Source organism: Rhizobium sp. SU303 (assembly GCF_021052345.1).
Taxonomy (GTDB): Bacteria; Pseudomonadota; Alphaproteobacteria; order Rhizobiales; family Rhizobiaceae; genus Rhizobium; species Rhizobium laguerreae.
In genome coordinates this window covers 3,007,986-3,031,382 of record NZ_CP088095.1, presented here as the reverse complement: position 1 = coordinate 3,031,382, position 23,397 = coordinate 3,007,986, and the positions used below count along the sequence as shown (strand labels likewise).

The 23,397-nt window shown below is 61.0% G+C and carries 18 protein-coding genes; 12 read left to right on the top strand and 6 right to left on the bottom strand.

What is annotated here, in order from left to right:
- Positions 1-48 precede the first annotated feature (48 nt).
- Positions 49-927 (top strand): 50S ribosomal protein L11 methyltransferase, encoded by an 879-nt coding sequence (locus RlegSU303_RS15215; RefSeq protein WP_131710107.1) that lies wholly within the window; start codon positions 49-51, stop codon positions 925-927.
- A 400-nt stretch (positions 928-1,327) separates the two neighbouring features.
- Here the strand turns inward: RlegSU303_RS15215 and RlegSU303_RS15210 are convergent, their stop codons facing one another.
- Positions 1,328-1,501 (bottom strand): hypothetical protein, encoded by a 174-nt coding sequence (locus RlegSU303_RS15210; RefSeq protein ID WP_003541368.1) that lies wholly within the window; start codon positions 1,499-1,501, stop codon positions 1,328-1,330.
- 279 nt (positions 1,502-1,780) lie between these two features.
- Between RlegSU303_RS15210 and RlegSU303_RS15205 the strand changes: the two genes are divergently transcribed.
- On the top strand, positions 1,781-3,616 hold the full coding sequence (locus RlegSU303_RS15205; RefSeq protein ID WP_131710106.1) for an aminopeptidase P family protein: 1,836 nt from the start codon (positions 1,781-1,783) through the stop codon (positions 3,614-3,616).
- 68 nt (positions 3,617-3,684) lie between these two features.
- Here the strand turns inward: RlegSU303_RS15205 and RlegSU303_RS15200 are convergent, their stop codons facing one another.
- Both RlegSU303_RS15200 and RlegSU303_RS15195 read right to left on the bottom strand, forming a co-directional pair.
- Positions 3,685-3,993, bottom strand: a complete 309-nt coding sequence (locus RlegSU303_RS15200; RefSeq protein WP_017961278.1) for an AzlD family protein — start codon at positions 3,991-3,993, stop codon at positions 3,685-3,687.
- A gap of 3 nt (positions 3,994-3,996) precedes the next feature.
- Complete coding sequence (locus RlegSU303_RS15195; protein ID WP_017961277.1) at positions 3,997-4,728, bottom strand: AzlC family ABC transporter permease; 732 nt, start codon at positions 4,726-4,728, stop codon at positions 3,997-3,999.
- 132 nt (positions 4,729-4,860) lie between these two features.
- Between RlegSU303_RS15195 and RlegSU303_RS15190 the strand changes: the two genes are divergently transcribed.
- Positions 4,861-5,115: a DUF2164 domain-containing protein gene (locus tag RlegSU303_RS15190; protein ID WP_017961276.1), complete on the top strand. Its 255-nt coding sequence runs from the start codon at positions 4,861-4,863 to the stop codon at positions 5,113-5,115.
- 85 nt (positions 5,116-5,200) lie between these two features.
- The gene (locus RlegSU303_RS15185) at positions 5,201-6,793 is read left to right on the top strand and encodes a hypothetical protein (protein WP_131719145.1); all 1,593 of its coding nucleotides are present in this window, start codon (positions 5,201-5,203) and stop codon (positions 6,791-6,793) included.
- Between the two features lie 96 nt (positions 6,794-6,889).
- Here RlegSU303_RS15185 and RlegSU303_RS15180 read toward each other — a convergent pair whose 3' ends face one another.
- Together RlegSU303_RS15180 and pncA are read right to left on the bottom strand one after the other, a co-directional pair.
- Positions 6,890-7,555, bottom strand: a complete 666-nt coding sequence (locus RlegSU303_RS15180; protein ID WP_017961274.1) for a dihydrofolate reductase family protein — start codon at positions 7,553-7,555, stop codon at positions 6,890-6,892.
- A 95-nt stretch (positions 7,556-7,650) separates the two neighbouring features.
- On the bottom strand, positions 7,651-8,277 hold the full coding sequence (gene pncA / locus RlegSU303_RS15175; protein WP_026158767.1) for a bifunctional nicotinamidase/pyrazinamidase: 627 nt from the start codon (positions 8,275-8,277) through the stop codon (positions 7,651-7,653).
- Between the two features lie 372 nt (positions 8,278-8,649).
- Here pncA and RlegSU303_RS15170 point away from each other — a divergent pair, with 372 nt between their 5' ends.
- Positions 8,650-8,997 carry a hypothetical protein gene (locus RlegSU303_RS15170; protein ID WP_017961272.1) on the top strand — a complete coding sequence of 116 codons (348 nt, stop codon included), beginning with the start codon at positions 8,650-8,652 and terminating at the stop codon, positions 8,995-8,997.
- Positions 8,998-9,024: 27 nt separating this feature from the next.
- Here the strand turns inward: RlegSU303_RS15170 and RlegSU303_RS15165 are convergent, their stop codons facing one another.
- Entirely contained in the window at positions 9,025-11,505 is a 2,481-nt protein-coding gene (locus RlegSU303_RS15165; protein ID WP_131719144.1) for an ATP-dependent helicase, read from the bottom strand.
- Between the two features lie 246 nt (positions 11,506-11,751).
- On the opposite strand from RlegSU303_RS15165, the gene RlegSU303_RS15160 reads away from it, so the two are divergent.
- The 7 genes from RlegSU303_RS15160 (at position 11,752) to RlegSU303_RS15130 (ending at position 23,143) form a co-directional block, all read left to right on the top strand.
- A complete protein-coding gene (locus RlegSU303_RS15160) occupies positions 11,752-12,228 on the top strand; it encodes a VOC family protein (protein ID WP_131719143.1) in 477 nt (158 codons plus the stop codon).
- A 429-nt stretch (positions 12,229-12,657) separates the two neighbouring features.
- Positions 12,658-14,601: a PrkA family serine protein kinase gene (locus RlegSU303_RS15155; protein ID WP_017961269.1), complete on the top strand. Its 1,944-nt coding sequence runs from the start codon at positions 12,658-12,660 to the stop codon at positions 14,599-14,601.
- 12 nt (positions 14,602-14,613) lie between these two features.
- Entirely contained in the window at positions 14,614-15,888 is a 1,275-nt protein-coding gene (locus RlegSU303_RS15150) for a YeaH/YhbH family protein (protein WP_017961268.1), read from the top strand.
- The gene (locus tag RlegSU303_RS15145) at positions 15,885-17,435 is read left to right on the top strand and encodes a SpoVR family protein (RefSeq protein WP_131719142.1); all 1,551 of its coding nucleotides are present in this window, start codon (positions 15,885-15,887) and stop codon (positions 17,433-17,435) included. The genes RlegSU303_RS15150 and RlegSU303_RS15145 overlap by 4 nt, the downstream gene beginning before the upstream one ends.
- A gap of 158 nt (positions 17,436-17,593) precedes the next feature.
- The gene (locus tag RlegSU303_RS15140) at positions 17,594-18,514 is read left to right on the top strand and encodes an adenylate/guanylate cyclase domain-containing protein (protein WP_131719141.1); all 921 of its coding nucleotides are present in this window, start codon (positions 17,594-17,596) and stop codon (positions 18,512-18,514) included.
- A 268-nt stretch (positions 18,515-18,782) separates the two neighbouring features.
- The gene (locus tag RlegSU303_RS15135; protein WP_131719140.1) at positions 18,783-19,991 is read left to right on the top strand and encodes an efflux RND transporter periplasmic adaptor subunit; all 1,209 of its coding nucleotides are present in this window, start codon (positions 18,783-18,785) and stop codon (positions 19,989-19,991) included.
- Positions 19,988-23,143 (top strand): efflux RND transporter permease subunit, encoded by a 3,156-nt coding sequence (locus RlegSU303_RS15130; RefSeq protein ID WP_131719139.1) that lies wholly within the window; start codon positions 19,988-19,990, stop codon positions 23,141-23,143. The genes RlegSU303_RS15135 and RlegSU303_RS15130 overlap by 4 nt, the downstream gene beginning before the upstream one ends.
- Positions 23,144-23,397 lie beyond the last annotated feature (254 nt).

Genomic DNA, 23,397 nt, shown 5'->3' with positions numbered 1-23,397 from the left:
GTTGGCTCGATCGGCGGCGGGCAACGGAAACGGGAAAGACCGCCTATCGTGAGTGAAATCCGCCTTTACGTGACGACGACCGAAGCCAAGGCCGAAGAGATCCTCGACCTTCTGAGCGCGGTCTTCGGTGAAGAAGACTTTGCCATCGGCACCACCGAGATCGATGAGAAGAAGGATATCTGGGAAGCCTCGATCTACATGATGGCCGAGGACGAGGCCGAGGTGCAATCCCGCGTCGAGGACGCATTGAAGGCCTCTTTCCCCGATGTCCGGCTGGAGCGGGAAGTCATCCCGGAGATCGACTGGGTGGTGAAATCGCTGGAGGGGCTGAACCCTGTCCGGGCAGGGCGTTTCCTGGTGCATGGTTCGCATGACCGCGATAAAGTCCGTTTCGGCGACATCGCCATCGAGATCGATGCCGGCCAGGCCTTCGGCACCGGCCATCACGGCACGACGGCCGGCTGCCTCGAAGTGATCGATAGCGTGGTGCGCTCGCGCCCGGTCCGCAACGCGCTCGATCTCGGCACCGGCAGCGGCGTGCTGGCGATTGCGGTGCGCAAGCTCAGGAACATACCGGTGCTGGCGACCGACATCGATCCGATCGCGACGAGGGTGGCGGCCGAGAACGTGCGCCGCAACGGCATCGCCTCGGGCATCGTCACCAGGACCGCGCCGGGCTTTCATTCGACGGCCTTTTCCGAGCACGGTCCCTTCGATCTCATCATCGCCAACATTCTCGCCCGGCCGCTGATCCGCATGGCGCCGAAGCTTGCGACGCATCTTGCGCCTGGCGGATCGGTCATTCTCTCCGGCATCCTTGCCGGGCAACGCTGGAAGGTGATTGCCGCCTATAGTGGCGCGAGGCTTCGCCATGTCAGAACCATCTGGCGCAACGGCTGGGTGACTATTCATCTCGATCGGCCGTGAGGGCGAGAGTTGGGGAGGCGAATGCGGTGTACTCTTCTCCCCAGCGGGAAGAAGTGCCGGAGCGATAGCGAGGCGATGAGGGGGTGAGCGGCGAAGCCGCGAATACGCTGAGCACAGCGAAGGGCAATGAATGGCGTGCTGTGTAGGCCCCATCATCCGACCCTTCGGGCCACCTTCTCCCCGAGGGGAGAAGAGGGAGCAAGCTGCGACCGGATCATTCCACAGGATAGCGTACCTCCCAAGCCTTGTTGAAGATAAGAAAAAGGCGGTGCCGATGGCACCGCCTTCGACCGGTCTATCCGGTCAATGCCCGCGAGCTCAAGGGGAGGAGCGCTCAAGCGGGCTCTACTGCATTCCAATAGGCCGGTCCGGGAGGGAGGAGACGGACTGGCTTTCAGGCTTAGAACGCGTAGCTGGGGGCGCCCTTGTGGCGCGTGGCGCGCTGGCCGGCGCCGAGCAGCTTGAGGCTGTCCTCGTTCTGCGGACGGCGGGCGCCGATCACGTGACGCACGGTCTGGCGTTCGCCAGCCTGCACCGGGCTGCTATATGCGAAGCGCGAGAGAGAGGCGGTCATTTCAAGAATTCCTTTATTTACCGGTTCATCGCGAACCGTTCGATGACGCCTATATAGCTATTCTGAAATGCGGAGGCAGAGGGTTTTGCTCATGGGAGCCATGCGGCCAATGCATAAAGCGTGCCAAATTAACTTTTGGCGTCACAGTTCCGTCAAAATGTTGAGCGGTCCCAGGGGTTTCGACTCGTATTGTCGCTTTTTCTCCCCATCGATTGAAATTTCGCTAACATGGCCGGCATCCCATTAACCGGATTCGTCTCAATCATTCGGGTTTCCAGCATGTTCCAGTCTTTCGAGGTTACCTCCACGCCGCAATTCGGCAGGGATCGTGTATCAGCGCTGCGCGCTAGTTTCGATTCGCTCGGCATCGACGCCTTCCTCGTGCCGCGCGCCGATGAATTCAACGGCGAATATGTCCCCGCATGTTCGGAGCGCTTGGCGTGGCTGACGGGCTTTACCGGCTCGGCCGGCATTGCGCTGATCCTGCGCACGCAGGCGATCGTCTTCGTCGACGGACGTTATGTGACGCAGCTTGCCGAACAGGTCGACGGTTCGGTCTTTTCGGGTGGCGATCTCGTCAACGAGCCGCCGCATGTCTGGCTTGCCGCAAACGGAGCCAAGGGCCTGCGGCTCGGCATCGACCCCTGGCTGCATGCCGGGGCCGAGGTGCGCCGTCTGGAAAGGGCGCTGTCGGAGATCGGCGGCACGCTGGTCTTCCTGCCGCACAATCCGCTCGACAGGCTTTGGGCTGACCGGCCGGCCGAGCCACTCGGCGCGGTCAGCGTCCAGAACGTCGCGCAGGCCGGCGTGCTGGCGAGAGAGAAGATCGCGGCGATCGCCGCCGATCTTTCGAATAAGAACCTTGCGGCGGTGTTGATCGCCGATCCCTCTTCGATCGCCTGGACCTTCAATATCCGCGGCGCCGATGTGCCGCACACGCCGCATCCGCTGGCACGCGCCATCATCCATGCCGACGGCGGGGCCGAGATCTTCCTCGACAAGCGCAAGACCGGCATCGAGCCGGAGGCCTATCTCGCGCAGATCTGCACGCAGCTGCCGCCATCGGCGCTGGAAGAAAAGCTCGCCACCGTTTCCAGGGATGGCGGCCGCGTGCTGATAGACCCTGACATCGCCGCCTATGCGCTGGCCGAGATCATCCGCAAGGCGGGCGGCGAAGTGGTGGAGGGCGCCGATCCCGCCAAGCTGCCGCGCGCAGTGAAGAACGACGTCGAAATCAACGGCTCGGCGGCCGCGCATCTGCAGGACGGGGCGGCGATGGTGGAATTCCTTTATTGGCTGTCGCAGACGAAACCCGGCACGGTGAGCGAGATCGCTGCTGCCGAGCATCTCGAAGCGGCGCGCGCCCGCGTCGGCCAGAGCATGCAAAACCCGCTGAAGGACATTTCCTTCGATACGATTTCAGGCGCCGGCGAACATGCGGCGATCATGCATTACCGCGTGACGACCGAGACGAACCGGATGATCCAAGCCGGCGAACTCTTCCTGATCGATTCCGGCGCGCAATATATCAACGGGACGACCGACATCACCCGCACCGTTGGCATCGGCACTGTTTCGGAAGAGCATCGGCGCTTCTTCACACTGGTGCTGAAGGGGATGATCGGGATCAGCACGGCGCGTTTCCCGAAGGGCACGCGCGGCTGCGATCTCGATCCGCTGGCGCGCATCGCGCTGTGGCGGGCCGGCGCCGATTTTGCTCACGGCACAGGCCACGGCGTCGGCTCCTACCTCTCGGTGCATGAGGGGCCGCAGCGCATCTCCAGGCTTTCGACGCAGGAACTGCTACCGGGCATGATCCTTTCGAACGAGCCTGGCTATTACCGGCCCGGCAGCTTCGGCATCCGCATCGAGAACCTGATCTATGTGCGCGGCGCCGAAGAGATCGAGGGCGGCGATGCGCCGATGCTCGGATTCGAGACGCTGACCTTCTGCCCGATCGACCGCAGTCTCGTCATTCCCGAGCTTCTGACCCATGACGAGCTGCACTGGTTCAACGACTATCATCGCCGCACATGTGAGGCGCTGATGCCGCTCATCCACGATCACGATGTCAGGGCGTGGCTCGAAAACGCGACGCTGCCGCTGGAATATTGAGAAAGCGGCGTTACAGCCTTGGCCACGCGTAACACCTTGAATTTCTGCGCCGGCTTTCGGGCCGGTGCTCAGGCGCCGATCGAGTGGCGCCAGGTCATCACGACGATCCAGGCGGCGACCAGCATCCATGTATGGCTGAAGCGCAGGCCGATGAAGAGGGCGACGATCAGCGCCAACTTCGATTCCCAGCCACCGATGAAGAAAGCGGGCGCGACCAGCGTCGTCAACACGGCGGCCGGCACGGCATTCAGCGCCGCCTCCATGCGCGGGGGAATGCTCTTCATTCGGGTGATGAGGATATAGCCGCCGATGCGGGTGGCGAAGGTGGCGGCTGCTGCGGCGAGGATGACGAGCGCCATGTGAAGATCGAATTCCATGGCTCAGACCTCGTGCACTTCGGATTGAATGGCGTCGGCTTCCAGATCCTGCGCTTGCGGCGGCAGCGGCAACAGGGCGGCGAGCACGATGCCAACGGCGGCACCGAGGCTGACATGCCAGGGCGAGCCGACATAGCGGTAGGCGAGCACGGAAGCCACTGCGCTGACGAGCGCCACGGGCAGGAAATTGTCTCGCTTGCGGAAGCCGAGGACGATGCCGAGGAAATAAGCCGGTAGCAGGATGTCGAGGCCGATGGCCTTGGGATCGCCGATGAAGCCGCCGAGCATGCCGCCGGCGATGCTGATCAGCACCCAGGGAATGTAGATGATGATGGCGAAGCCGAAATACCAGGCGAAGGTCAGTTGCCGGCCGGCCTCGGCGCGCTTGACGGCCTCGGCGAATTGCGGATCGACAAGCAGGAAAAAGGTGAAGAATTTCTGCACCGGCGTGAAATGGCCGATGTAACGCGCCAGCGCCGCCGAATAGAGCACGTGGCGGAAATTGACGGCGAGGATCGACAGCACGATCAGCCAGGCGTGGACATTATGACCGAAGAGTTCGATGCCGACCATCTGGCTGGCGCCGGCGTAGACGGTGGCACTCATGAAGGCGGCTTCGGAGAGCGACATGCCGTTTTCGATCGCAAGCGCTCCGAAGAGAGCGCCAAAGGGTGCCGATGCCAGCGCAACGGCGGAGCCGCCCCGCAAACCTTCAACAAAGTCGGCGCGATTCATGTGATCTTTCCTTTTGGAATTCAGGTTTCCCCTTATGGTCTACGGCCTGCGACGGCAATTGAATTTCATTGATTGACCAATCGATTTCGCTGAACCATCAAAGTCCCGATCGCATTCGGCAAAGAGGCAACCATGAAGAAGATCGAATTTTCGAAGGAAGAAAAGGCTGAGATCGTTTCGCGCATCCGCGCTTATTTCGATCGGGAGCTGGATCCCATCGGCGCTTTGCCGGCTGAATTCCTGCTTGACTTCTTCGTCGAGGAGATCGGCCCGTACGTCTACAATCGAGGGCTGAGAGATGCCCAAGCCGCCCTGTTGAAGCGAATGGAAGACATGGCCGAAGATATCCATCTGCTTGAGAGGGAGGAAAAAATTTTAGCGCCTTAGAATCAAACCAGAGCCTTCACTTAACGCCAAATTATTTCTGCGCCGATATGGTCGTGACGCTTTCGTTCACCGGGTTGCGTGTTTTTTGGCCGTGATTGTTTCTGCTATCGATGAACCTCGATCCGCCAAGCTCGGCAAGGCGTTGATGTTTACGGTCTGGCTTACGCTGGCATCTGCGCTTTGCTGGTCCGAAACGGTCTGGCGTGACGAGGTTCGTGCATTGTCACTCGCCCTCCAGGGGGATAATTTCATCGATATGCTTCGCCAGATGCATGGCGAGGGTCATCCTGCTCTTTGGTATATTCTACTGCGCGCCGCCTATGTCGTGGTCGGCTCACCTGTCGTCCTGAAGGTCGTCGCCCTGACGATTGCGGCGGCGGCGGTCTATCTGCTCATTTTCAGGCTGAAATTGCCGCTTTCCAGCATGCTGCTGTCGCTGTTCAGCAGCTTTTCGATTTTCGACTACGCCGCGATGTCGCGAAATTACGGCATCAGCATGCTGGTGATTTTTCTTATCGTCCTGAATTGGGAGAAAGGAACACGCAACGGGTTATTGCTCGGCCTGTTGTTTGCCTTGCTGGCAAATACCAACGTCCATTCGGTCGTGCTCGTCGGCGGCTTCCTCGCCTATTGGTTTTTCGATCTGCTTCTGGCGCGACCACGGCGTCCTTTGACGGGATATCGGCCCTTTGCGACAGCTGCCGCCATTGCCGCGGTTGGAATTATTCTATGTTTCGTAACGGTCTATCCAACCTTCAATGATACGGGACAGAACGATCTCAGCGGCAAGAATTTCGCTTTGCTTGCCCTCGGTGCGCTTGCCGTGCCCAGTTCTCATTTTATGGAATTCTATCCCAACCGCGTCCTTGAATTGGTCGTGGCATATCCGTTGGCCTCCCATATTTTCGTAGCGTTGATGTCCGTGCTCATCTACGCCAGCCTGTTGGCGCTGGCGAACCGGCGGCCGGCGATGATCGCAGCCGGACTGGTTCTGTTAGGGCTTTCGCTGCTTTTTACGCTTGTCTATCCGGGCGGATACAGACATCAGGCGCTCTGGCTGGTTTTCATGATCGCGATCGTCGCCTTGACCAGACATACTCAGCACGAGGGGGCGGGCGCTGCCGGCATCGAGGCTGCTGGCGGCATCGTAAGGTTCGGGCGCCTGTGCTTCCTGATATTGCTGGCGCTACAGGTCGTGTCCGGTATCGAAAAGGTCAATCGGGCCTTCATAGCCGAAATACCCCTGAGCCGAAGCAAGGATTTCGGTGCGTTCATGCAATCGCGCCCTGATCTGAAGGACGCGGTCATCATGGCGGATCCCGACTATCTCGTGGAAGCCTTGCCCTATTACGTCTCCAATCGTACCTATCTCCTGCGGGAGGAGCGGTTCGGCGCCATCGTGCGATATACCCGGAACGCGAGGCTTTCGCTCAGCCTTGCTGATATTCTGCAAACGGCACGTCGATTGCAGCAGAGTGAGCATGTGCCCGTTGTCATTCTTCTTTCGCAACGGCTTGATCAGATTGCTGCGCCCGTCTCCCTGCGTGAAAGCTACGTTTGGCGGTTGTCTCTGACGCCGGAAGACATTTCTGCTTTCCAGAGCGCGACAAGCCTTATCAAGCGCTTCGGCCCGGTTGCCGGAAGCGATGAGACGTTCGACGCCTACGTATTGAAATAAGACGCCGGTCAGCAGCTTATCCGCGCAACACCTCCACGCTGTCGCGGCGGGCATCCTCGATGAAGCGCTGGTCCCTGAAGAACGCGCCGGCGCGTCTCAGCCCTCGCGCTTCATCCGTTCTCTGCGTGCGATTTCGGCTTGCGAAGGCTCGGGCATTCCGAAGCTGCCGGTTTCGACCGCGCCGGCGCGCTCGTAGACGCTCATGATGACGCCGGTCGTCGATACCGAGTTGGCCGTGAGCTTCAGTGCCTCCGGCCTGGCGCCCTTGCCGAACAAGCGCTTCCCGGGGCCAAGGATGAGCGGGAAGGTCAGGAGCCGGAGTTCATCGATCAGGTCGTGCGCCAGCAGGGTTTGCAGCAGGCCGCTGCTGCCCTGCGTCAGGAGGTCGGGACCGTCCTGCTGCTTCAGCCGGGCGATTTCGGCGGCGGCATCGCCGCGCAGCGCAACGGAATTTTCCCAGGTGAGCGGCTCGGCGGAAGTGGTCGCGACATATTTGGTCGCGGCATTGAAGGCTTTTCCGATGGGATCGTCTTTGCCGACGAAGGGCCAGTGCGCCGCAAAGATCTCGTAGGTCTTGCGGCCGAGCACCAGCGCGAAGGGGTCGGTAAAAATCCCGTCCATGAAACCGCCCATCGACTCGTCCCAGTAATTGACGGTCCAGCCGCCAAGGGTGAAGCCGCCGGTCGGATCCTCCTGCGGCGCGCCCGGCGCTTGCATGACGCCATCCAAGCTCACGAAGGCTGCGGTAACAAGCTTTCTCATCTCTCAACTCCCATGATTGGTGTGTTCAGAGCCAAGGACGAATGGACCTGTGCCGATCCGACATCCGCCACATTGCCTTTTGTCGCTGATCTCAATCAGCCGGCCACGACCTTGGCGCTGTCGATGATCGCGATGCCATGCGCCCGCATTTCCTCTATGGCGGCGGCGGCGCCTTGGGGCGTGATGCCGCGGCTTGCGTCCTCGATGAAGCGCACGCGGACACCGGGCATCATTTCCAGTGCGTCGAGCGCGGAGAACTTGACGCAATAGTCGGTCGCCAGCCCGCAGACGTCGAGGTCGGTGACGCCCTGATCCTCGAGGAAATCGGAAAGGCCGGTCGAGGCATCGCGGTCATTGTCGCGGAAGGCCGAATAACTATCGATATCAGGATCCTCGCCCTTCTGCTGGATCAGGTCGATCTCTTCGGATTTGAGCTCGGGGTGCAGTTCGGCATCGAGCGTACCCTGAATGCAGTGATCGGGCCACATCATCTGCGGCTTGCCCGACAGTTCGCCCATCTCGAAGGGGGCGGCACCGGGATGGGCGGAGGCGAAGCTGCCGTGGCCCGGCGGATGCCAGTCCTGCGAGGCGACGATCAGATCGTATTTGCCGCTGTCGATCAGTCTGTTTGCGACGGGAACAACCTTGTCGCCCTCCGGCACCGGTAGATTGCCGCCCGGACAGAAGCCGTTTTGAATGTCGACGAGCAGCAGCGCTTTCATCAAGGCCAATCCCTTCGCTTTATTGCAGTGTAAGACGCCAAGCACACTGAATGGATCAACTAGTGGATTTCCAGGCGCGGACGCGCAAGTGTTAATTCTGGCACTAGCGGTAGTAAGTCGCCAAAACAGAGCGCTCTAATACGATCATTGCGAGAGTTGACGGGGCGATCGGTGTCTGAGCGCGACTAAATCCATGCCGATGTTGACCCGAAATTGCCGTAACGCAGTGCGGACGAGCTATGGGCGGAGTGCCCGGGTTTGCGTGGCTGCGACATTTCATCTGCTTTCTGCGAGAGGTGACGTCAGGCCGACCTTGCTCCGGGTCATGAATTCTGCCTTTCTTACCCTTGGAAGCAAGCCGGAAGCGAAACCATGTCAGAGCCGGATCCCGACGAAAAGATCGATGCGACGTTTCGCAACGGCTCGCTGACGGCGGCCGGGATCATCCTTGGCTTCTCGCTCAATTTCATCAGTGTCTGGGTTTCCAATCCCAATGACTGGAGCCGCATCGATATCCTGCCGATGCTGTTCCTGACCGTGGGCATCGCCGTCCAGGTGAAGGTCTTTGCCGATCTGCTGGCGCGGGACTCCCTGTTTGCCGCCAACTATGACCGATCTCGCCGGCTCTTTCTGATCGGGTTGGGAATCGTCGCCGCGGGAATGGGTATTGCGCTCGTCAACGATATTCTCGGGCTCGGAAGGATGCGGATGCTCGGGTGAGCGTTTTCGCGTCGTCCTGACGCGAGGTCACACGCGCTCGACAAATCCGTCCAGCACCCGTTTCTGTCCCGCCCGGTCGAACTCGATCGTCAGCTTGTTGCCTTCGATGCCGGTGATGTTGCCGTTGCCGAATTTCAGGTGGAACACGCGATCGCCGAGGGTGAATCTCGACGGTTCCGACGAGGTCGATTTCGCCACCAGTTCGCCTTCGATCGTGCGCCCCTTCGGGCCGCTTTCGCCATAGCCGATGCGTTCGACGGCGTGGCCGGAGCGGGTGCCCCAATTGTCGCGTGTGGCGTCGGTCTTGTTGGCCTGGGCGCGTTTCCAGCCGGGAGTGGAATAGGAGTTGGCGAAGGGTTCGGCCTTGTCGAAGCGGGACTGGCCGTAGCCGCCGCGGCCATACCCGCCGTAGCTCTGCTCCATTTCGGCGACCTCGACATGGGTTTCCGGCAGTTCGTCGAGGAAACGTGAGGGCAGGGTCGATTGCCAGAGGCCATGGATGCGGCGGTTGGAGACGAACCAGATGTGGCAGCGGTGCTTGGCGCGGGTGATGCCGACATAGGCGAGGCGGCGTTCCTCCTCCAGGCCGGCGCGGCCGCTCTCATCCAGCGAGCGCTGGTGCGGGAAGAGGCCTTCCTCCCAGCCTGGCAGGAAGACGGTGTCGAATTCCAGGCCCTTGGCCGAGTGCAGCGTCATGATCGAGACGGCGTCGAGGTTCTCGTTGGTCTCGGCATCCATCACCAGGGAGACGTGTTCGAGGAAGCCGCGCATCGACTCGAAGCTTTCCATCGAGCGGATCAGTTCCTTGAGGTTTTCGAGGCGGCCGGGGGCTTCAGCGCTCTTGTCGTTCTTCCACATGTCGGTATAGCCGGACTCTTCGAGGATCTGCTCGGCAAGTTCGGTATGCGGCGTGTTTTCAAGCAGTTCCTGCCATCGGCGGAAAGATTGAATCACGTCGAAGAGGGCTTTTCGCGCCTTCGGCTTCAGCTCGTCCGTCTCGATGATGTCGACTGCTGCCGCAAGCATCGGGATATCCCGGGCACGGGCATAGTCGTGCAGCGCCCGCACCGTCGTGTCGCCGAGGCCGCGCTTCGGGGTGTTGATGATGCGTTCGAAAGCGAGGTCGTCAGAGGCTTGAGCAACCAGGCGGAAATAGGCCATGGCATCGCGGATTTCGAGGCGCTCATAGAAGCGCGGGCCGCCGATGACGCGATAGTTGAGGCCGAGGGTGACGAAGCGGTCTTCGAATTCGCGCATCTGGAAGGAGGCGCGCACGAGGATCGCCATGTCGTTCAAGAGATGCTTGCCGCGCTGGAGCTGCTCGATCTCCTCGCCGATGGCGCGGGCTTCCTCCTCCGAATCCCAGGAGGCATGGACCTGCACCTTGACGTCGTCCGGATCGGAGCGGTCGGTGAACAGCGTCTTGCCGAGGCGGCCCTCATTATGGGCGATCAGATGGGCGGCGGCCCCGAGGATATGTTCGGTCGAGCGGTAGTTGCGCTCGAGCTTGATCACCTTGGCGCCGGGGAAATCCTTTTCGAAGCGCAGGATATTGTCGACCTCCGCGCCGCGCCAGCCATAGATCGACTGATCGTCGTCGCCGACGCAGCAGACGTTCTGCGGCTCGCCCTTGGGGCGCTGGGCGAGAAGCCTGAGCCACATGTACTGGGCCGTGTTAGTATCCTGATACTCGTCGACGAGGATATAGCGGAAGCGGCCGTGATATTCCTTCAAGAGATCCGGGTTCTTGCGGAAGATCGCGATCGGATGCATCAGCAGGTCGCCGAAGTCGCAGGCGTTCAGCGTCGTCAAGCGCGCCTGATAGGCAAAATAGAGATCGCGGCCGCGGCCATTGGCAAAGGCGCGGGCGTCGCCTTCGGGGATATCGGCGGGGCCGAGGCCTTTGTTCTTCCAGGTGTCGATCATGCCGGCGAACTGCTTGGCCGGCCAGCGTTTATCGTCGAGGCCTTCGGCCTGGATGATCTGCTTGATCAGGCGGACGACGTCGTCAGTATCGAGAATGGTGAAATCGGAGCGCAGGCCGACAAGCTCGCCGTGGCGGCGCAGAAGTTTGACGCCGATCGAATGGAAGGTGCCGAGCCAGGGCATGCCTTCGACGGCGCCACCGACCAGCAACGCGATACGCTCCTTCATCTCGCGGGCCGCCTTGTTGGTGAAGGTGACGGCGAGGATCTGCGAGGGGAAGGCGCGGCCGGTATTGAGGATATGGGCGATGCGGGTCGTCAGTACACGGGTCTTGCCGGTGCCGGCGCCGGCGAGCACGAGGACCGGGCCTTCCAACGTTTCGACGGCTTCGGTCTGCTCGGGGTTCAGCCCGGCGAGATAATCCGGCCGCTTGCCGCCGTCGCGAGCCGCCATGGCGCGGGCGGCGATACCGCCACCGGCGGCGGACGCCCTTTCGGCGGGCGTGGCAGGCGGCTGCGGCTTGCGCGCCATCTCGCCCGGCTCTTCGTCGAAGAAGGGCATATCGTCGAAACTATTGCTCATGGCGCGTAATGTAGTGATTCGGGAAGGAAAGACCAGAAAAGATGTTCTGCTTTCATTCCCGAGCCGGCGCTATTCCAAGCGGTATGTTGCGGGCGGCAATGCCGCGGCCGAGCCCGGCTGTGGTCGCCATGCGGGCGGGCGGAGCTAAAATTTCGATCGCGGCGTGTCGGAACTGGTGCCGGTGGGGCGTCCTTGGGTCATCGGACAGCAGTCCGGATCAACACCCATCAACAAGGAGGCCGTTTCATGCCGAAGGTCGTTTCAAATCTCTGGTTCGCCGAGGAAGCGCGCGAAGCCGTCGAATTCTACGTGTCTGTTATCCCGGACTCCAGGATCGGCCGCACCACCATATTGCCGGCGGAAACGCCGAGCGGGCCTCCCGGCAGCGTCGAGCTGATCGAGTTCACGCTCGCCGACCAGGCCTTCCTGGCCATGAAGGCCGGCCCGCTCGATAGTTTCAACCATTCCTTCTCGATTGCGATTCTCGTGGAAAACCAAGCCGAGATCGATCGGATATGGGAGGCATTCCTCGCCAATGGCGGCACGCCGGAGGCGTGCGGCTGGCTGAAGGACCACTGGGGCCTTTCCTGGCAGATCGTGCCGCGCGTGCTTTCCGAGATGATCGCCGACAGCGATCGCGAGCGGGCCAAGCGCGTAACCGAAGTGATGCTCGGCATGGTCAAAATCGATGTCGCTGCGCTCCAGGATGCGTTCAACGGCTGAGAGGCCTGCGGAGACATGATAGCAATATCCGGCGCATGATCGTCATGCGCCCATTTCTCTAAGAATATCCCAAATTTTCGAGCGTCATATGGTCCGTCGCACATCGATATTCACCGATCGAAGCGGGCTCGCCGCCTGCCGATCGCTGATTTTCGAGATCGAATCACGGGCGACATTGCACACCTTTTTCATCTTTCTGTCACGTCGTGAAATGTGCTGATACCGCGATGGCGTTTTTCTCAACTATACTGACCGACAGTTTCGTACAGTAATTAAAGAACCGGTGGATGCACAATTTCGTGCATTGCTAGAAACAGCCGGTGAGCGTGGAATAACCGACGAAACTATTGATTCTCAGGAACGTCATGGCCATCTCGATGGTTATAAGGACACCTGAAGCCTGTGGCATTAACCTTGAATGGAGGGCCCATGCTGAGCGAATCCGTATTTGATGCGTTCACCCGCAGTTATGATGCGCGTCGCGAGACCGATATGTCGATCTCGGAGTATCTCGATCTTTGCAAAAAGGAACCGCTTGCCTATGCCAATGCGACCGAGCGCCTGCTCGCCGCGATAGGCGAGCCGCAGATGGTCGACACCGCCAGGGACACCCGCCTCGGCCGGATCTTCATGAACCGGACCATTCGGATCTATCCGGCCTTTGCCGGCTTCCACGGCATGGAAGAGACAATCGAACGCATCGTTTCCTTCTTCCGGCACGCGGCGCAGGGGCTCGAGGAGCGCAAGCAGATCCTCTATCTGCTCGGCCCGGTCGGCGGCGGCAAGTCATCGCTGGCGGAGCGGCTGAAGCTGCTGATGGAGGTTCATCCGATCTACGTGCTGAAGGCCGGTGACGAGGTCAGCCCCGTTTTCGAAAGTCCGCTCAACCTCTTCGACCCGGACACAATGGGATCGCTCCTGCAGGAGCAATACGGCATTCCCCTGCGGCGCCTGAGCGGACTGATGAGCCCGTGGTGCCTAAAGCGGCTCGACGACTTCGGAGGCGATATTTCCCGCTTCCGCGTCGTCAGAGTACAGCCTTCGCGGTTGCGCCAGATCGCCATCGCCAAGACCGAGCCTGGAGATGAGAACAATCAGGATATCTCGTCGCTGGTCGGCAAGGTCGACATCCGAAAGCTGGAGACCTATTCCCAGAACGATCCCGATGCCTACAGCTATTCGGGCGGCCTCAACCGCGCCAATCAGGGCGTGCTCGAATTCGTCGAAATGTTCAAGGCGCCGATCAAGATGCTGCATCCGCTGCTGACGGCGACGCAGGAGGGGAACTATATCGGCTCCGAGAATATTGGCGCCATACCCTTCTCCGGCATCGTCCTTGCGCATTCGAACGAGGCGGAATGGCAGACCTTCAAGGCCAACAAGAACAACGAAGCGTTCATCGACCGTATTTGCGTGATCAAGGTGCCCTACTGCCTGCGCGTGACGGAGGAGCAGAAGATTTACGAGAAGCTGATCGAGGGATCGGAACTCGCCGATGCGCCATGCGCCCCGGCAACGCTCGAAATGCTGGCCCGCTTCTCCGTGCTTTCACGCCTGCGCAAGCATGAGAATTCGACATACTTCTCGAAGATGCGCACCTATGACGGTGAAAGCCTGAAGGAGACGGATCCGCGGGCCCGCAGTGTCCAGGAATATCGGGACGCTGCCGGCATCGACGAGGGCATGGACGGCATATCGACCCGCTTCGCCTTCAAGGTGCTCGCCTCCACTTTCAATCACGACACCACGGATATCGGCGCCGATCCCGTTCATCTGATGTATGTGCTGGAGCAGTCGATCCGCCGCGAGCAGTTTTCCGACGATGTCGAGAAGCGATATCTGGAATTCATCAAGGCCGATCTTGCGCCGCGTTACGCAGAGTTCATTGGCAATGAGATTCAGAAGGCCTATCTTGAGTCCTATGCGGATTACGGACAGAATCTGTTCGACCGCTACGTGGACTATGCCGATGCCTGGATCGAAGACGTGGACTTCAAGGATCCCGATACCGGCCAGCTTCTCGACCGCGAGCTCCTCAACCAGGAACTGACGAAAATCGAAAAGCCGGCGGGGATCGCCAATCCGAAGGATTTCCGCAACGAAATCGTCAAGTTCTGCTTGAGATCGCGGGCAGCCAACGGCGGAAAGAATCCGTCGTGGACGAGCTACGAGAAAATCCGGGAAGTCATCGAAAAGCGAATGTTCTCGCAGGTCGAAGATCTTTTGCCGGTCATTTCCTTCGGATCGAAGAAGGATTCCGAAACGGAAAAGAAGCACAGCGAATTCGTCTCGCGCATGGCCGCGCGGGGTTACACGGAGAGGCAGGTTCGGCGCCTCGTCGAATGGTACATGCGCGTCAAACAGGCAAGTTAATGTGGAGCCAATATGCACATTGTCGACCGTCGGCTAAATCCGCGCGGTAAAAGTCTGGAAAATCGGCAACGGTTTCTTCGGCGCATGAAAGGCGCCGTGCAGCAGGCGGTAAAGCGTTCTCTGCAAAACCGGAACATTCGCGATGTGCTCGACGGCGGGGAAATCAGCCTGCCGATCGATGGAATGGCCGAGCCGAACTTGAGAAAGGGCGACGGCGGCATCCGCGACCATATCCTGCCTGGAAACAGGGCCTTCGTCGAAGGCGACATTCTTCCGCGCCCGCCGGGGAGCAGGGGCGGAAAACCCAAGGATGCGGGTGAGGGCGACGGCGAGGACGGCTTCCGCTTCGTGCTGACGCGCGAGGAATTCCTCGATGTGTTCCTGGACGATCTGGAACTGCCCGACCTTGCCAAGCGGCGCCTGGCCGAAACCGAGGAGGAAACTCCGTTCCGTGCCGGTTATTCCGTGTCGGGATCGCCGTCCAACATTGCCGTCGGTCGCACGACCAGGCTCGCGATGATGCGCCGTGTCGCGCTTCACCGTCCGCGCCGCGAAGAAATCGAAGCCCTGCAGCGGCAGATCGAGGAATGCGAGGACGACGAGAGCCGGCTGGCGCTTGAGGCAAAACTCAAATCCTTGACGGAAAAAAGCCGGCGCATTCCCTACATCGATCCGCTCGACGTGCGGTATCGCCGCTTCGAAAACGAGCCGAAGCCTGTGGCGAAGGCGGTGATGTTCTGCTTGATGGACGTCTCCGGTTCCATGTCGGAACACATGAAGGATCTGGCGAAGCGGTTCTATCTGCTGCTCTACCTTTTCCTGTCGAAGCGCTACAAGAAAGTGGAGATCGTCTTCATCCGCCATACCGACAAGGCCGAGGAAGTCGACGAGGAAACCTTCTTCTATGGCCCGGCAACGGGCGGCACGCTGGTTTCCAGTGCGCTAGCGGCAATGCGGGCGATCATCGCGGCGCGTTTCGATCCGGCGGAATGGAATATCTATGGCGCCCAGGCTTCGGACGGCGACAACGCTCATTCGGACGGGAACCTGAGCGGACAGCTGCTGCGCGAGATTTTGCCGCTGTGCCAGTATTTCGCCTATATCGAAGTCGGCGAAGAAGGCGGTGACTCCTCGGTATCCCGCTCGCCGCTTTGGATGCTCTATGACGGGATCCGTTCTGAACTGCAGCCGCTTTCGATGCGCAAGGTCTGCCGGCGAAACGAAATATTCCCTGTTTTCCACGATCTCTTCCAGAAACGTGACGCACAGTCGAAGGTGACGCCATGACCATGACGATGAGGCCACCAGAGCGGCTATTGTTCGAGGGGGCCGACTGGGACTTTTCAACGCTCCAGCGCATTCACGACGCCTGCGAGGAGATCGCGCTCGGCGAACTCGGCCTCGACGTTTATCCGAACCAGATCGAAGTCATCACCTCGGAACAGATGCTCGATGCCTATTCCTCGACCGGCATGCCGCTCTTCTACCGCCATTGGTCCTTCGGCAAACACTTTGCGCATCACGAAACCTTCTACCGTCGCGGGATGCGCGACCTCGCCTATGAGATCGTCATCAACAGCTCTCCCTGCATTTCCTACCTGATGGAGGAAAACACGGCGACGATGCAGACGCTCGTCACCGCGCATGCGGCCTTCGGCCACAACCACTTCTTCAAGAACAACTATCTCTTCAAGCTCTGGACCGATGCGGAGGGCATCCTCGATTACCTCGATTTCGCTAAGGGTTATATCACCCGCTGCGAGGAACGTTACGGCGAGGCGGTCGTCGAGCGCACGCTCGACGCAGCCCATGCGCTGATGTCGCACGGGGTGCATCGATACGCGGGCAAGACCACGATTGACCTTCGCCAGGAGGAGAAGCGGCAGCAGGAGCGCCGCGCCCACGAGGAGCAGATATTTAACGACCTGTGGCGTACGGTTCCCGTCGGCAAGACGCGGAAGGCGGGCGACAGCGGCCTGGAAAAGCGCCGCGCCGCCCTCGGGCTCCCTCAGGACAACATCCTATACTTTCTGGAAAAGTCGGCGCCACGGCTGCAGCCGTGGCAGCGCGAGATCCTTCGCATTGTCCGCCATGTCGCGCAATATTTTCATCCCCAGCGGCAGACCAAGGTGATGAACGAGGGAACCGCCACCTTCGTCCACTATCAGATCATGAACCGGCTTCACGAGCGGGGGCAGATCAGTGACGGAAACTTCCTCGAATTCCTGAAGTCGCACGCCAACGTCGTATTCCAGCCGAGCTATGACGACCGGCGGTTCTCGGGCTTCAATCCCTATGCGCTTGGCTTTGCGATGATGCAGGACATCGAGAGGATCGTTACGATGCCGACGGAAGAGGACCGTGCATGGTTTCCCGATATCGCCGGACGAGGCGATGCGATGGTCGTCCTGCGCGACATCTGGGCCAATTACCGGGACGAAAGCTTCATCAGCCAGTTCCTGAGCCCGAACCTGATCCGGCAGTTGCGGCTGTTCCATCTCTACGACGATCCGGAGCAGACCGAGGGGGTACTGGTTTCGGCGATCCATAATGAGCGCGGATACCTGCGCATCCGCCGCCAGCTCTCCCGCGAATACGATATCGGCTGGACCGATCCGGCAATCGATATCGTCGATGTCGACCTCGCCGGTGACCGCCGCCTGTTGCTGCAGCACATCGTCATGAATGGCTGCTATCTTCAGGAAAATGACACGAAACTCGTCCTGCAGCATCTCGCCGATCTCTGGGGCTATGACGTGTTGCTTCAGGAAATCGACAGTTCCAGCACGGTGGCGAGAGAACACACGGCGAGCCCGCGCAAGATCGTTCAATAATCAGCCGTTGTGATGGCGGGCGATGATGAGCAATTGTCGGTGGCAACAAGCACAAAGTCTTAGTAGTTTGCCGCCGTTGCAATCGCCCACTTGATCTCGACCAGTTTCAGCCTTTGCAGCGATCTTTCCCGGGGCGGATAGCGCGGAGACGAGAGACAATGAGTGAAACGCGGCGCAAGCTGACGACGATCTTCTGTGCTGACGTGCAGGACTATACGCGGCTGATGGGGGCCGACGAGGAGGGGACGCTTGCGAGCCTGAAGCGCTGCCGGGAGTCGATGGGGCGCCTGATCGAAAGCCATGGCGGCCGCGTCGTCAATACCTGGGGCGACGGGCTGATCGCCGATTTCCCGAGCGTGGTCGAGGCGGTGCGTGCGGCCGTCGACACCCAGAACGAACTCGCGGGTTTCAACGCCCGCCGCCCGGCCGACGGTCGCATGCTCTTCCGCATCGGCATCAATCTCGGCGACGTAATCGTCGAGGGCGACGACATCTATGGCGACGGCGTCAATATTGCGGCGCGGCTGCAGACGTCGGCTGCGGCCGGCGGCATCGTGATATCGAGCACCGTCTACGACCAGGTCCGCAACAAGGTGGCTGTCGGTTTCGAGTTTCTCGGACCGCTGATGGTAAAGAACGTCGATGAAGGCGTGCCGAGCTACGCGGTAAAGATCGGCGATACCAGGGACGAGACGCCCTCTGCAGAACGATCCGGCTCCGCGCGGCCGCAGCCGGCGCCGGTTATGGCGGCCGCTAAGGCCGAGACAACCCCAGCACCGGGCGGACGCAGGCTGTATGGCGTGCTCGGCGTCATCGCCGGCGCCCTGATCGGTATCAATCTGCTGTCGTGGCAGGGCGTCTTCTGGGCGCGTTTTCCGGTGCTCGCGCTTGCCGTCGTCGCGGCGCTCGCCTGGAACCGCGACCAGACCCGGTTCAATCGCAAGATCACCTTGCTGGCGATCCTGGCGCTCGGCCTTGCCGGCATCAACCTCTTCACCTGGACGGGGCAGTTCTGGGCGATTTGGCCGATACTGGGCATTGCGGCCGTGATGGGCCTGCGGTGGTCGATGCGCCGATAGGCATCCAACCCGCATCCTCAGGGATTTTGTACGGTATCTTGCCCGACAATTGGCGGGATCAAAGACACGGGCGAGTGTTCATTCAAGCAAAAGTGAGCGGCCGGGTTATTTCCATTCTTTGCTGATATTACAAATCGGTAATGCCGGCTGCTTATGCTTGCCGGTAAGCTGTAAACGCGCGATATTGTCGCATCAGACGGGAATCTCGATCCCGCAGCGCCTCTTTCGACCGACCCTGGTCCAACCTCGAGTCCCTCCGGAGACGTGAATGGCCTTCTGGAAGCAGTTTGTACTTTCGCTCATCGTCATTATTGCCGGCTTTGCCGCGTGGGTTTTCTTCGTGCCCGGCGCTGGCGATACGATGCGCGATGCAGGTATTCCAGACAGCATCGTTTCCAAGATCGCGCCGAAGGCCGAGGAGACGGCCGATGCCGACGCTCCGGCCCGGGCGCAAGGGCAGCAGGGTGGTGAGGGGCAGGGAGAGGGGAACCGCCGCAATGGCGGCGGGCGCAACAACACCATTCTCGTCGCGACGCAGGCGGTCGTCCAGGGCATCGTCAACGACCGGCTGAACGCCATCGGCACGGGTGATGCGATCCGTTCGGTCGCGGTCACGCCGCAGGCATCGGGCACGATCCGCGAAATCCTCATCAAGTCGGGCGACAGGGTGAAGGCCGGCCAGGTGCTCGCCAAGCTCGACAGCGAGGAGCAGGTGATCGCCCGCGGCCAGGCTGATGTGGCGGTCAAGGCCGCCGTCGAGAAGTCCAATCTCTATCACAACATCAAGTCCAGCGTGTCGCGCATGGACGTGTTCGATTCGGAGATCGCCGAGCAGGGCGCGCGGCTGCAGCTGCAGGCCGCCGAGCTCAATCTCGCCCGACGCAACATCACCGCGCCGATCGACGGCATCGTCGGCATCGTGCCGGTCAATATCGGCGACAACGTCACGACGAGCATCCCGATCGTCACGCTCGACGACCGTTCGGAAATCCTAGTCGACTTTTGGGTACCTGAGAGGTTCGCCAATACGGTTGAGGTCGGCCAGCCTGTCGAGGCGATGTCGGTCGCAAGGCCCGGGCAGGTGTTCTCTGGGGTGATTGAGGCGGTCGACAATCGCATTGATGCGGCGAGCCGTACGTTGCGCCTGCGCGCCAAGATTGACAACTCATCGGACGAGCTGCGTGCGGGCATGTCCTTCAGCGTCAGCATGAAATTCCCCGGAGACAAATATCCGGCGGTCGATCCGCAGTCCGTACAGTGGGATTCGCAAGGGTCCTTCGTCTGGCAGGTTACGAACGACAAGTCGCATAAGGTGCGGGTGAGCGTCGTGCAGCGCAATCCCGACTTCATTCTCGTCAAGGCCGACCTGAAGGACGGCGACAAGATCGTGACGCAGGGCCTGCAGCGCGTGCGTGAGGGTGGGGCGGTGCGCGTGAGCGCCGATGTCGCCGCGACTGCGGAGGTCGCCACGCAATGAACGTGACCGAGATTCATCAGGATAGGGCGTCGGGCAAGCAGAGCTTCACTGCACTTTTCGTTCGCCGGCCGATCCTGGCGCTGGTGTTTAACACGCTGATGGTCGTTGCCGGTCTTGCCGCCTATGTCGGCGTCGAGGTGCGCGAACTGCCCGATGTCGACCGTCCCGTCGTCACCGTGCGCACCACCTTCGACGGCGCATCGCCGCAGACGATCGACCAGGAACTGACCAAGGTGATCGAGGGGGCGGTCGCGCGCGTCAGCGGCCTGAAATCGATTTCGTCGACCTCGTCCTTCGGTCAGAGCCGGGTGACGCTGGAATTCTCGGATGCGATCGATCTCTCGGTCGCCGCCAACGACGTGCGCGACGCGATCGGCCGCATCACCCAGAACCTGCCCGACGAAGCGGATGCGCCGCAGATCGTCAAGGCGGATTCGGATTCCTCGGCGATCATGCGCCTTGCCGTCACCTCCACCAATCTCAACATGGACGATCTGACCCAGCTTGTCGAAAACGAGGTGATCGATCGTCTCGCCTCCGTCGACGGGGTTGCCGACGTCGAGGAATATGGCGACCAGGAGAAGGTCTTCCGCGTCGATGTCGACCAGGGGGCTCTTGCCAGCCGGGGGCTGACCATCAGTGACCTGACGAAGGCACTCGACAATGCCGCACTCGACGTGCCGGCCGGCTCGCTGAAGAGCAATACGCAGGATATCGTGGTGCGTGCGACTGCCAACCTGCAGACCCCGGCCGATTTTTCCAACGTCATCCTGCAGGACCGCGTCCGGCTTGGTGACGTCGCGACGGTGATGCTTGGACCACGCGACGGCGAAACGGCGCTGCGCTCCAACGGCAAGCCGGGCATCGGCCTCGGCATCATCCGCCAGGCGCAGTCGAATACGCTGAACATATCGACCGGCATCAAGGCGGCCGTCGACCAATTGTCGAAGACGCTGCCCGAGGGCACGACGATCGCCATCACCAGCGACGACGCCGTCTTCATCCAGGGTGCGATCCACGAAGTGGTGCTGGCGCTGGTGCTCGCCGCCGTCATCGTCACCGCCGTCATCTACCTCTTCCTGCGCGACTGGCGGGCGACACTGATCCCGGCGGTCAGCATGCCGGTGGCGCTGATCGGCACGCTGGCGGCGATCTACATGGTCGGCTTCTCGATCAACATCCTGACGCTGCTCGCGATCGTGCTGGCGACCGGCCTCGTCGTCGACGATGCGATCGTGGTGCTCGAAAATATCGTACGCCGGCGCTCCGAAGGCATGGGGCCGCGCGCTGCCGCCGTGATCGGAACGCGCGAGGTGTTCTTCGCCGTCATCGCCACGACGGCGACGCTGGCGGCGGTGTTCATTCCGCTCTCATTCTTGCCGGGACAGGTCGGTGGCCTCTTCCGCGAATTCGGCTTCGTGCTCGCCTTCTCGGTCGGTCTATCGTCGATCGTGGCGCTGACGCTGTGTCCGATGCTCGCCTCGCGCATGCTGACCAAGCCGATGCTCGAAGATCACGGCATGCTCGGCCGCTTCGGCGGGGCGCTCGCCGATCTCTACAAATGGGCGCTGCACGGCTGTCTCAACGCGCCCTTCGTCGTCATCCTGTTCTCGGTGATCTTTGCCGGCGCGGCGCTCGTCGCTTTCTCGACGGTGAAGAGCGAGCTGACGCCAGAAGAGGACCGGTCGCTGGTAATGATGCGGCTGACGACGCCGCAGGGATCGAGCCTCGAATATACCCGCGACAAGATGCAACTCGTCGAGGAATATCTGCAGCCGCTGGTCGACAGCGGCGACATCCGCAATATCTTCTCGATCTCCGGCCAGGGCGGTTCGCTGAACAGCGGCTTCATGGTGCTGACGCTCGCCCCCTGGGGAGAGCGTGACAGGACGCAGACGGAGATCGTCGGCGATATCAACCAGGCAGCCTCCAGGGTGCCGGCCCTGCGCGGCAATGCTATTTCCTCGAACAGCCTTCGCATCCGCGGCGCCGGCAGTGGTCTGCAGATGGCGCTGATCGGCAATGATCACGTGGCGCTGACGGCGGCGGCCGCCAAGCTGGTTCAGTCGCTCGAGGCCACCGGCCAGTATGATACGCCGCGCCTGACCAACGAGCCCAGCCAGGCGCAGGTATCGGTGGCGATTGATCGCGAGCGCGCCTCGGATCTCGGCATCGACATAACCGGGCTTTCGACGGCAATCCAATCGCTGCTCGAAGGGCGCTCGGTGGTCGACGTCTTCGTCGACGGCGAATCCTATCCCGTGCTTTTGACCTCGACGACGCGGCCGATCGACGATCCGACCGATCTTGAGAACGTGTTTCTGAAGACCGGCGACGGCAAGATCGTACCGATGTCGGTCATCGCCACGATGAAGGAAGGTTCGGTCGCGCCGCAGCTCAACCGCGAGCAGCAGCTCGCCTCCGTCGCGATCACTGCCGGCCTCAGGAACGGCATGTCGCTCGGCGATGCCGTCAGCCAAGTGACTGCGCTCGCCGAGCCGCTGCTGCCGCCAGGCTCCCGCCTGCTGCCACTGGCCGAGGCGGCGACGCTCGAAGAGAATTCGAGCGGCATGGCGCTGACCTTCGGCTTCGCCATCGTCATCATCTTCCTGGTGCTGGCCGCGCAGTTCGAAAGCGTGCTGTCCTCGCTGATCATCATGTCGACGGTGCCGCTTGGTCTTGCCTGCGCCGTCTTCGCACTTGTTATCACCGGCTCCAGCCTCAACATCTACAGCCAGATCGGCCTGGTGCTGCTCGTCGGCGTCATGGCGAAGAACGGTATCCTGATCGTCGAATTCGCCAATCAGCTGCGTGACCGGGGCGAGGATGTGCGGTCCTCGATCGAGAAGGCCTGCGCGCTGCGCCTTCGTCCCGTGATGATGACGATGATCGCCACCATCCTCGGCGGCGTGCCGCTGGTCTTTGCCCATGGCGCTGGCGCCGAAGCACGCGTTGCGCTCGGCTGGGTGATCGTCGGCGGTCTCGGTTTCGCGACGCTGGTGACGCTGTTCATCACGCCGGTCGCCTATCTGCTGCTTGCCCGCTTCGCCAAGCCGCACGCCCACGAGGAAGCGCGCCTGCACGAAGAGATGTCGGTCGCCACACGGCCGCGCGCCGCACCCGACGACGAGCAGCTGCAGGCTGCCGAATAAGGTTTTTTCCGATTACGAAACGCCGCCGGTCAACCTCGTCCGGCTGCGTTTCTTATGGTGTCTGAAACCTTGCCAAATTAGCTAAATTACTTCTGAAGTTTAGTCGTTTGTTAAGCATAAACGGCAATGATTGTGACCAGTAACCGACCGGTCTTCTTCGTTTCTTGAAGGCTGCGATGCGCTGGAGTTTCAGCGACCCCGGACATGAATGTCCGTGCGGCACGGTTCATTTTTAGTTCAGTTTGCGTCTGTTG

Excerpts from the sequence above, each read along its gene's own strand:
- RlegSU303_RS15145 (WP_131719142.1), top strand. The coding sequence starts at position 15,885 with ATGACCATGACGATGAGGCCACCAGAGCGGCTATTGTTCGAGGGGGCC.
- RlegSU303_RS15130 (WP_131719139.1), top strand. The coding sequence starts at position 19,988 with ATGAACGTGACCGAGATTCATCAGGATAGGGCGTCGGGCAAGCAGAGC.
- RlegSU303_RS15170 (WP_017961272.1), top strand. The coding sequence starts at position 8,650 with ATGTCAGAGCCGGATCCCGACGAAAAGATCGATGCGACGTTTCGCAAC.
- RlegSU303_RS15195 (WP_017961277.1), bottom strand. The coding sequence starts at position 4,728 with ATGAATCGCGCCGACTTTGTTGAAGGTTTGCGGGGCGGCTCCGCCGTT.
- RlegSU303_RS15155 (WP_017961269.1), top strand. The coding sequence starts at position 12,658 with ATGCTGAGCGAATCCGTATTTGATGCGTTCACCCGCAGTTATGATGCG.
- RlegSU303_RS15205 (WP_131710106.1), top strand. The coding sequence starts at position 1,781 with ATGTTCCAGTCTTTCGAGGTTACCTCCACGCCGCAATTCGGCAGGGAT.
- RlegSU303_RS15135 (WP_131719140.1), top strand. The coding sequence starts at position 18,783 with ATGGCCTTCTGGAAGCAGTTTGTACTTTCGCTCATCGTCATTATTGCC.
- RlegSU303_RS15200 (WP_017961278.1), bottom strand. The coding sequence starts at position 3,993 with ATGGAATTCGATCTTCACATGGCGCTCGTCATCCTCGCCGCAGCAGCC.
- RlegSU303_RS15210 (WP_003541368.1), bottom strand. The coding sequence starts at position 1,501 with ATGACCGCCTCTCTCTCGCGCTTCGCATATAGCAGCCCGGTGCAGGCT.
- RlegSU303_RS15180 (WP_017961274.1), bottom strand. The coding sequence starts at position 7,555 with ATGAGAAAGCTTGTTACCGCAGCCTTCGTGAGCTTGGATGGCGTCATG.
- RlegSU303_RS15150 (WP_017961268.1), top strand. The coding sequence starts at position 14,614 with ATGCACATTGTCGACCGTCGGCTAAATCCGCGCGGTAAAAGTCTGGAA.
- RlegSU303_RS15160 (WP_131719143.1), top strand. The coding sequence starts at position 11,752 with ATGCCGAAGGTCGTTTCAAATCTCTGGTTCGCCGAGGAAGCGCGCGAA.
- RlegSU303_RS15165 (WP_131719144.1), bottom strand. The coding sequence starts at position 11,505 with ATGAGCAATAGTTTCGACGATATGCCCTTCTTCGACGAAGAGCCGGGC.
- RlegSU303_RS15190 (WP_017961276.1), top strand. The coding sequence starts at position 4,861 with ATGAAGAAGATCGAATTTTCGAAGGAAGAAAAGGCTGAGATCGTTTCG.
- RlegSU303_RS15140 (WP_131719141.1), top strand. The coding sequence starts at position 17,594 with ATGAGTGAAACGCGGCGCAAGCTGACGACGATCTTCTGTGCTGACGTG.
- pncA (WP_026158767.1), bottom strand. The coding sequence starts at position 8,277 with ATGAAAGCGCTGCTGCTCGTCGACATTCAAAACGGCTTCTGTCCGGGC.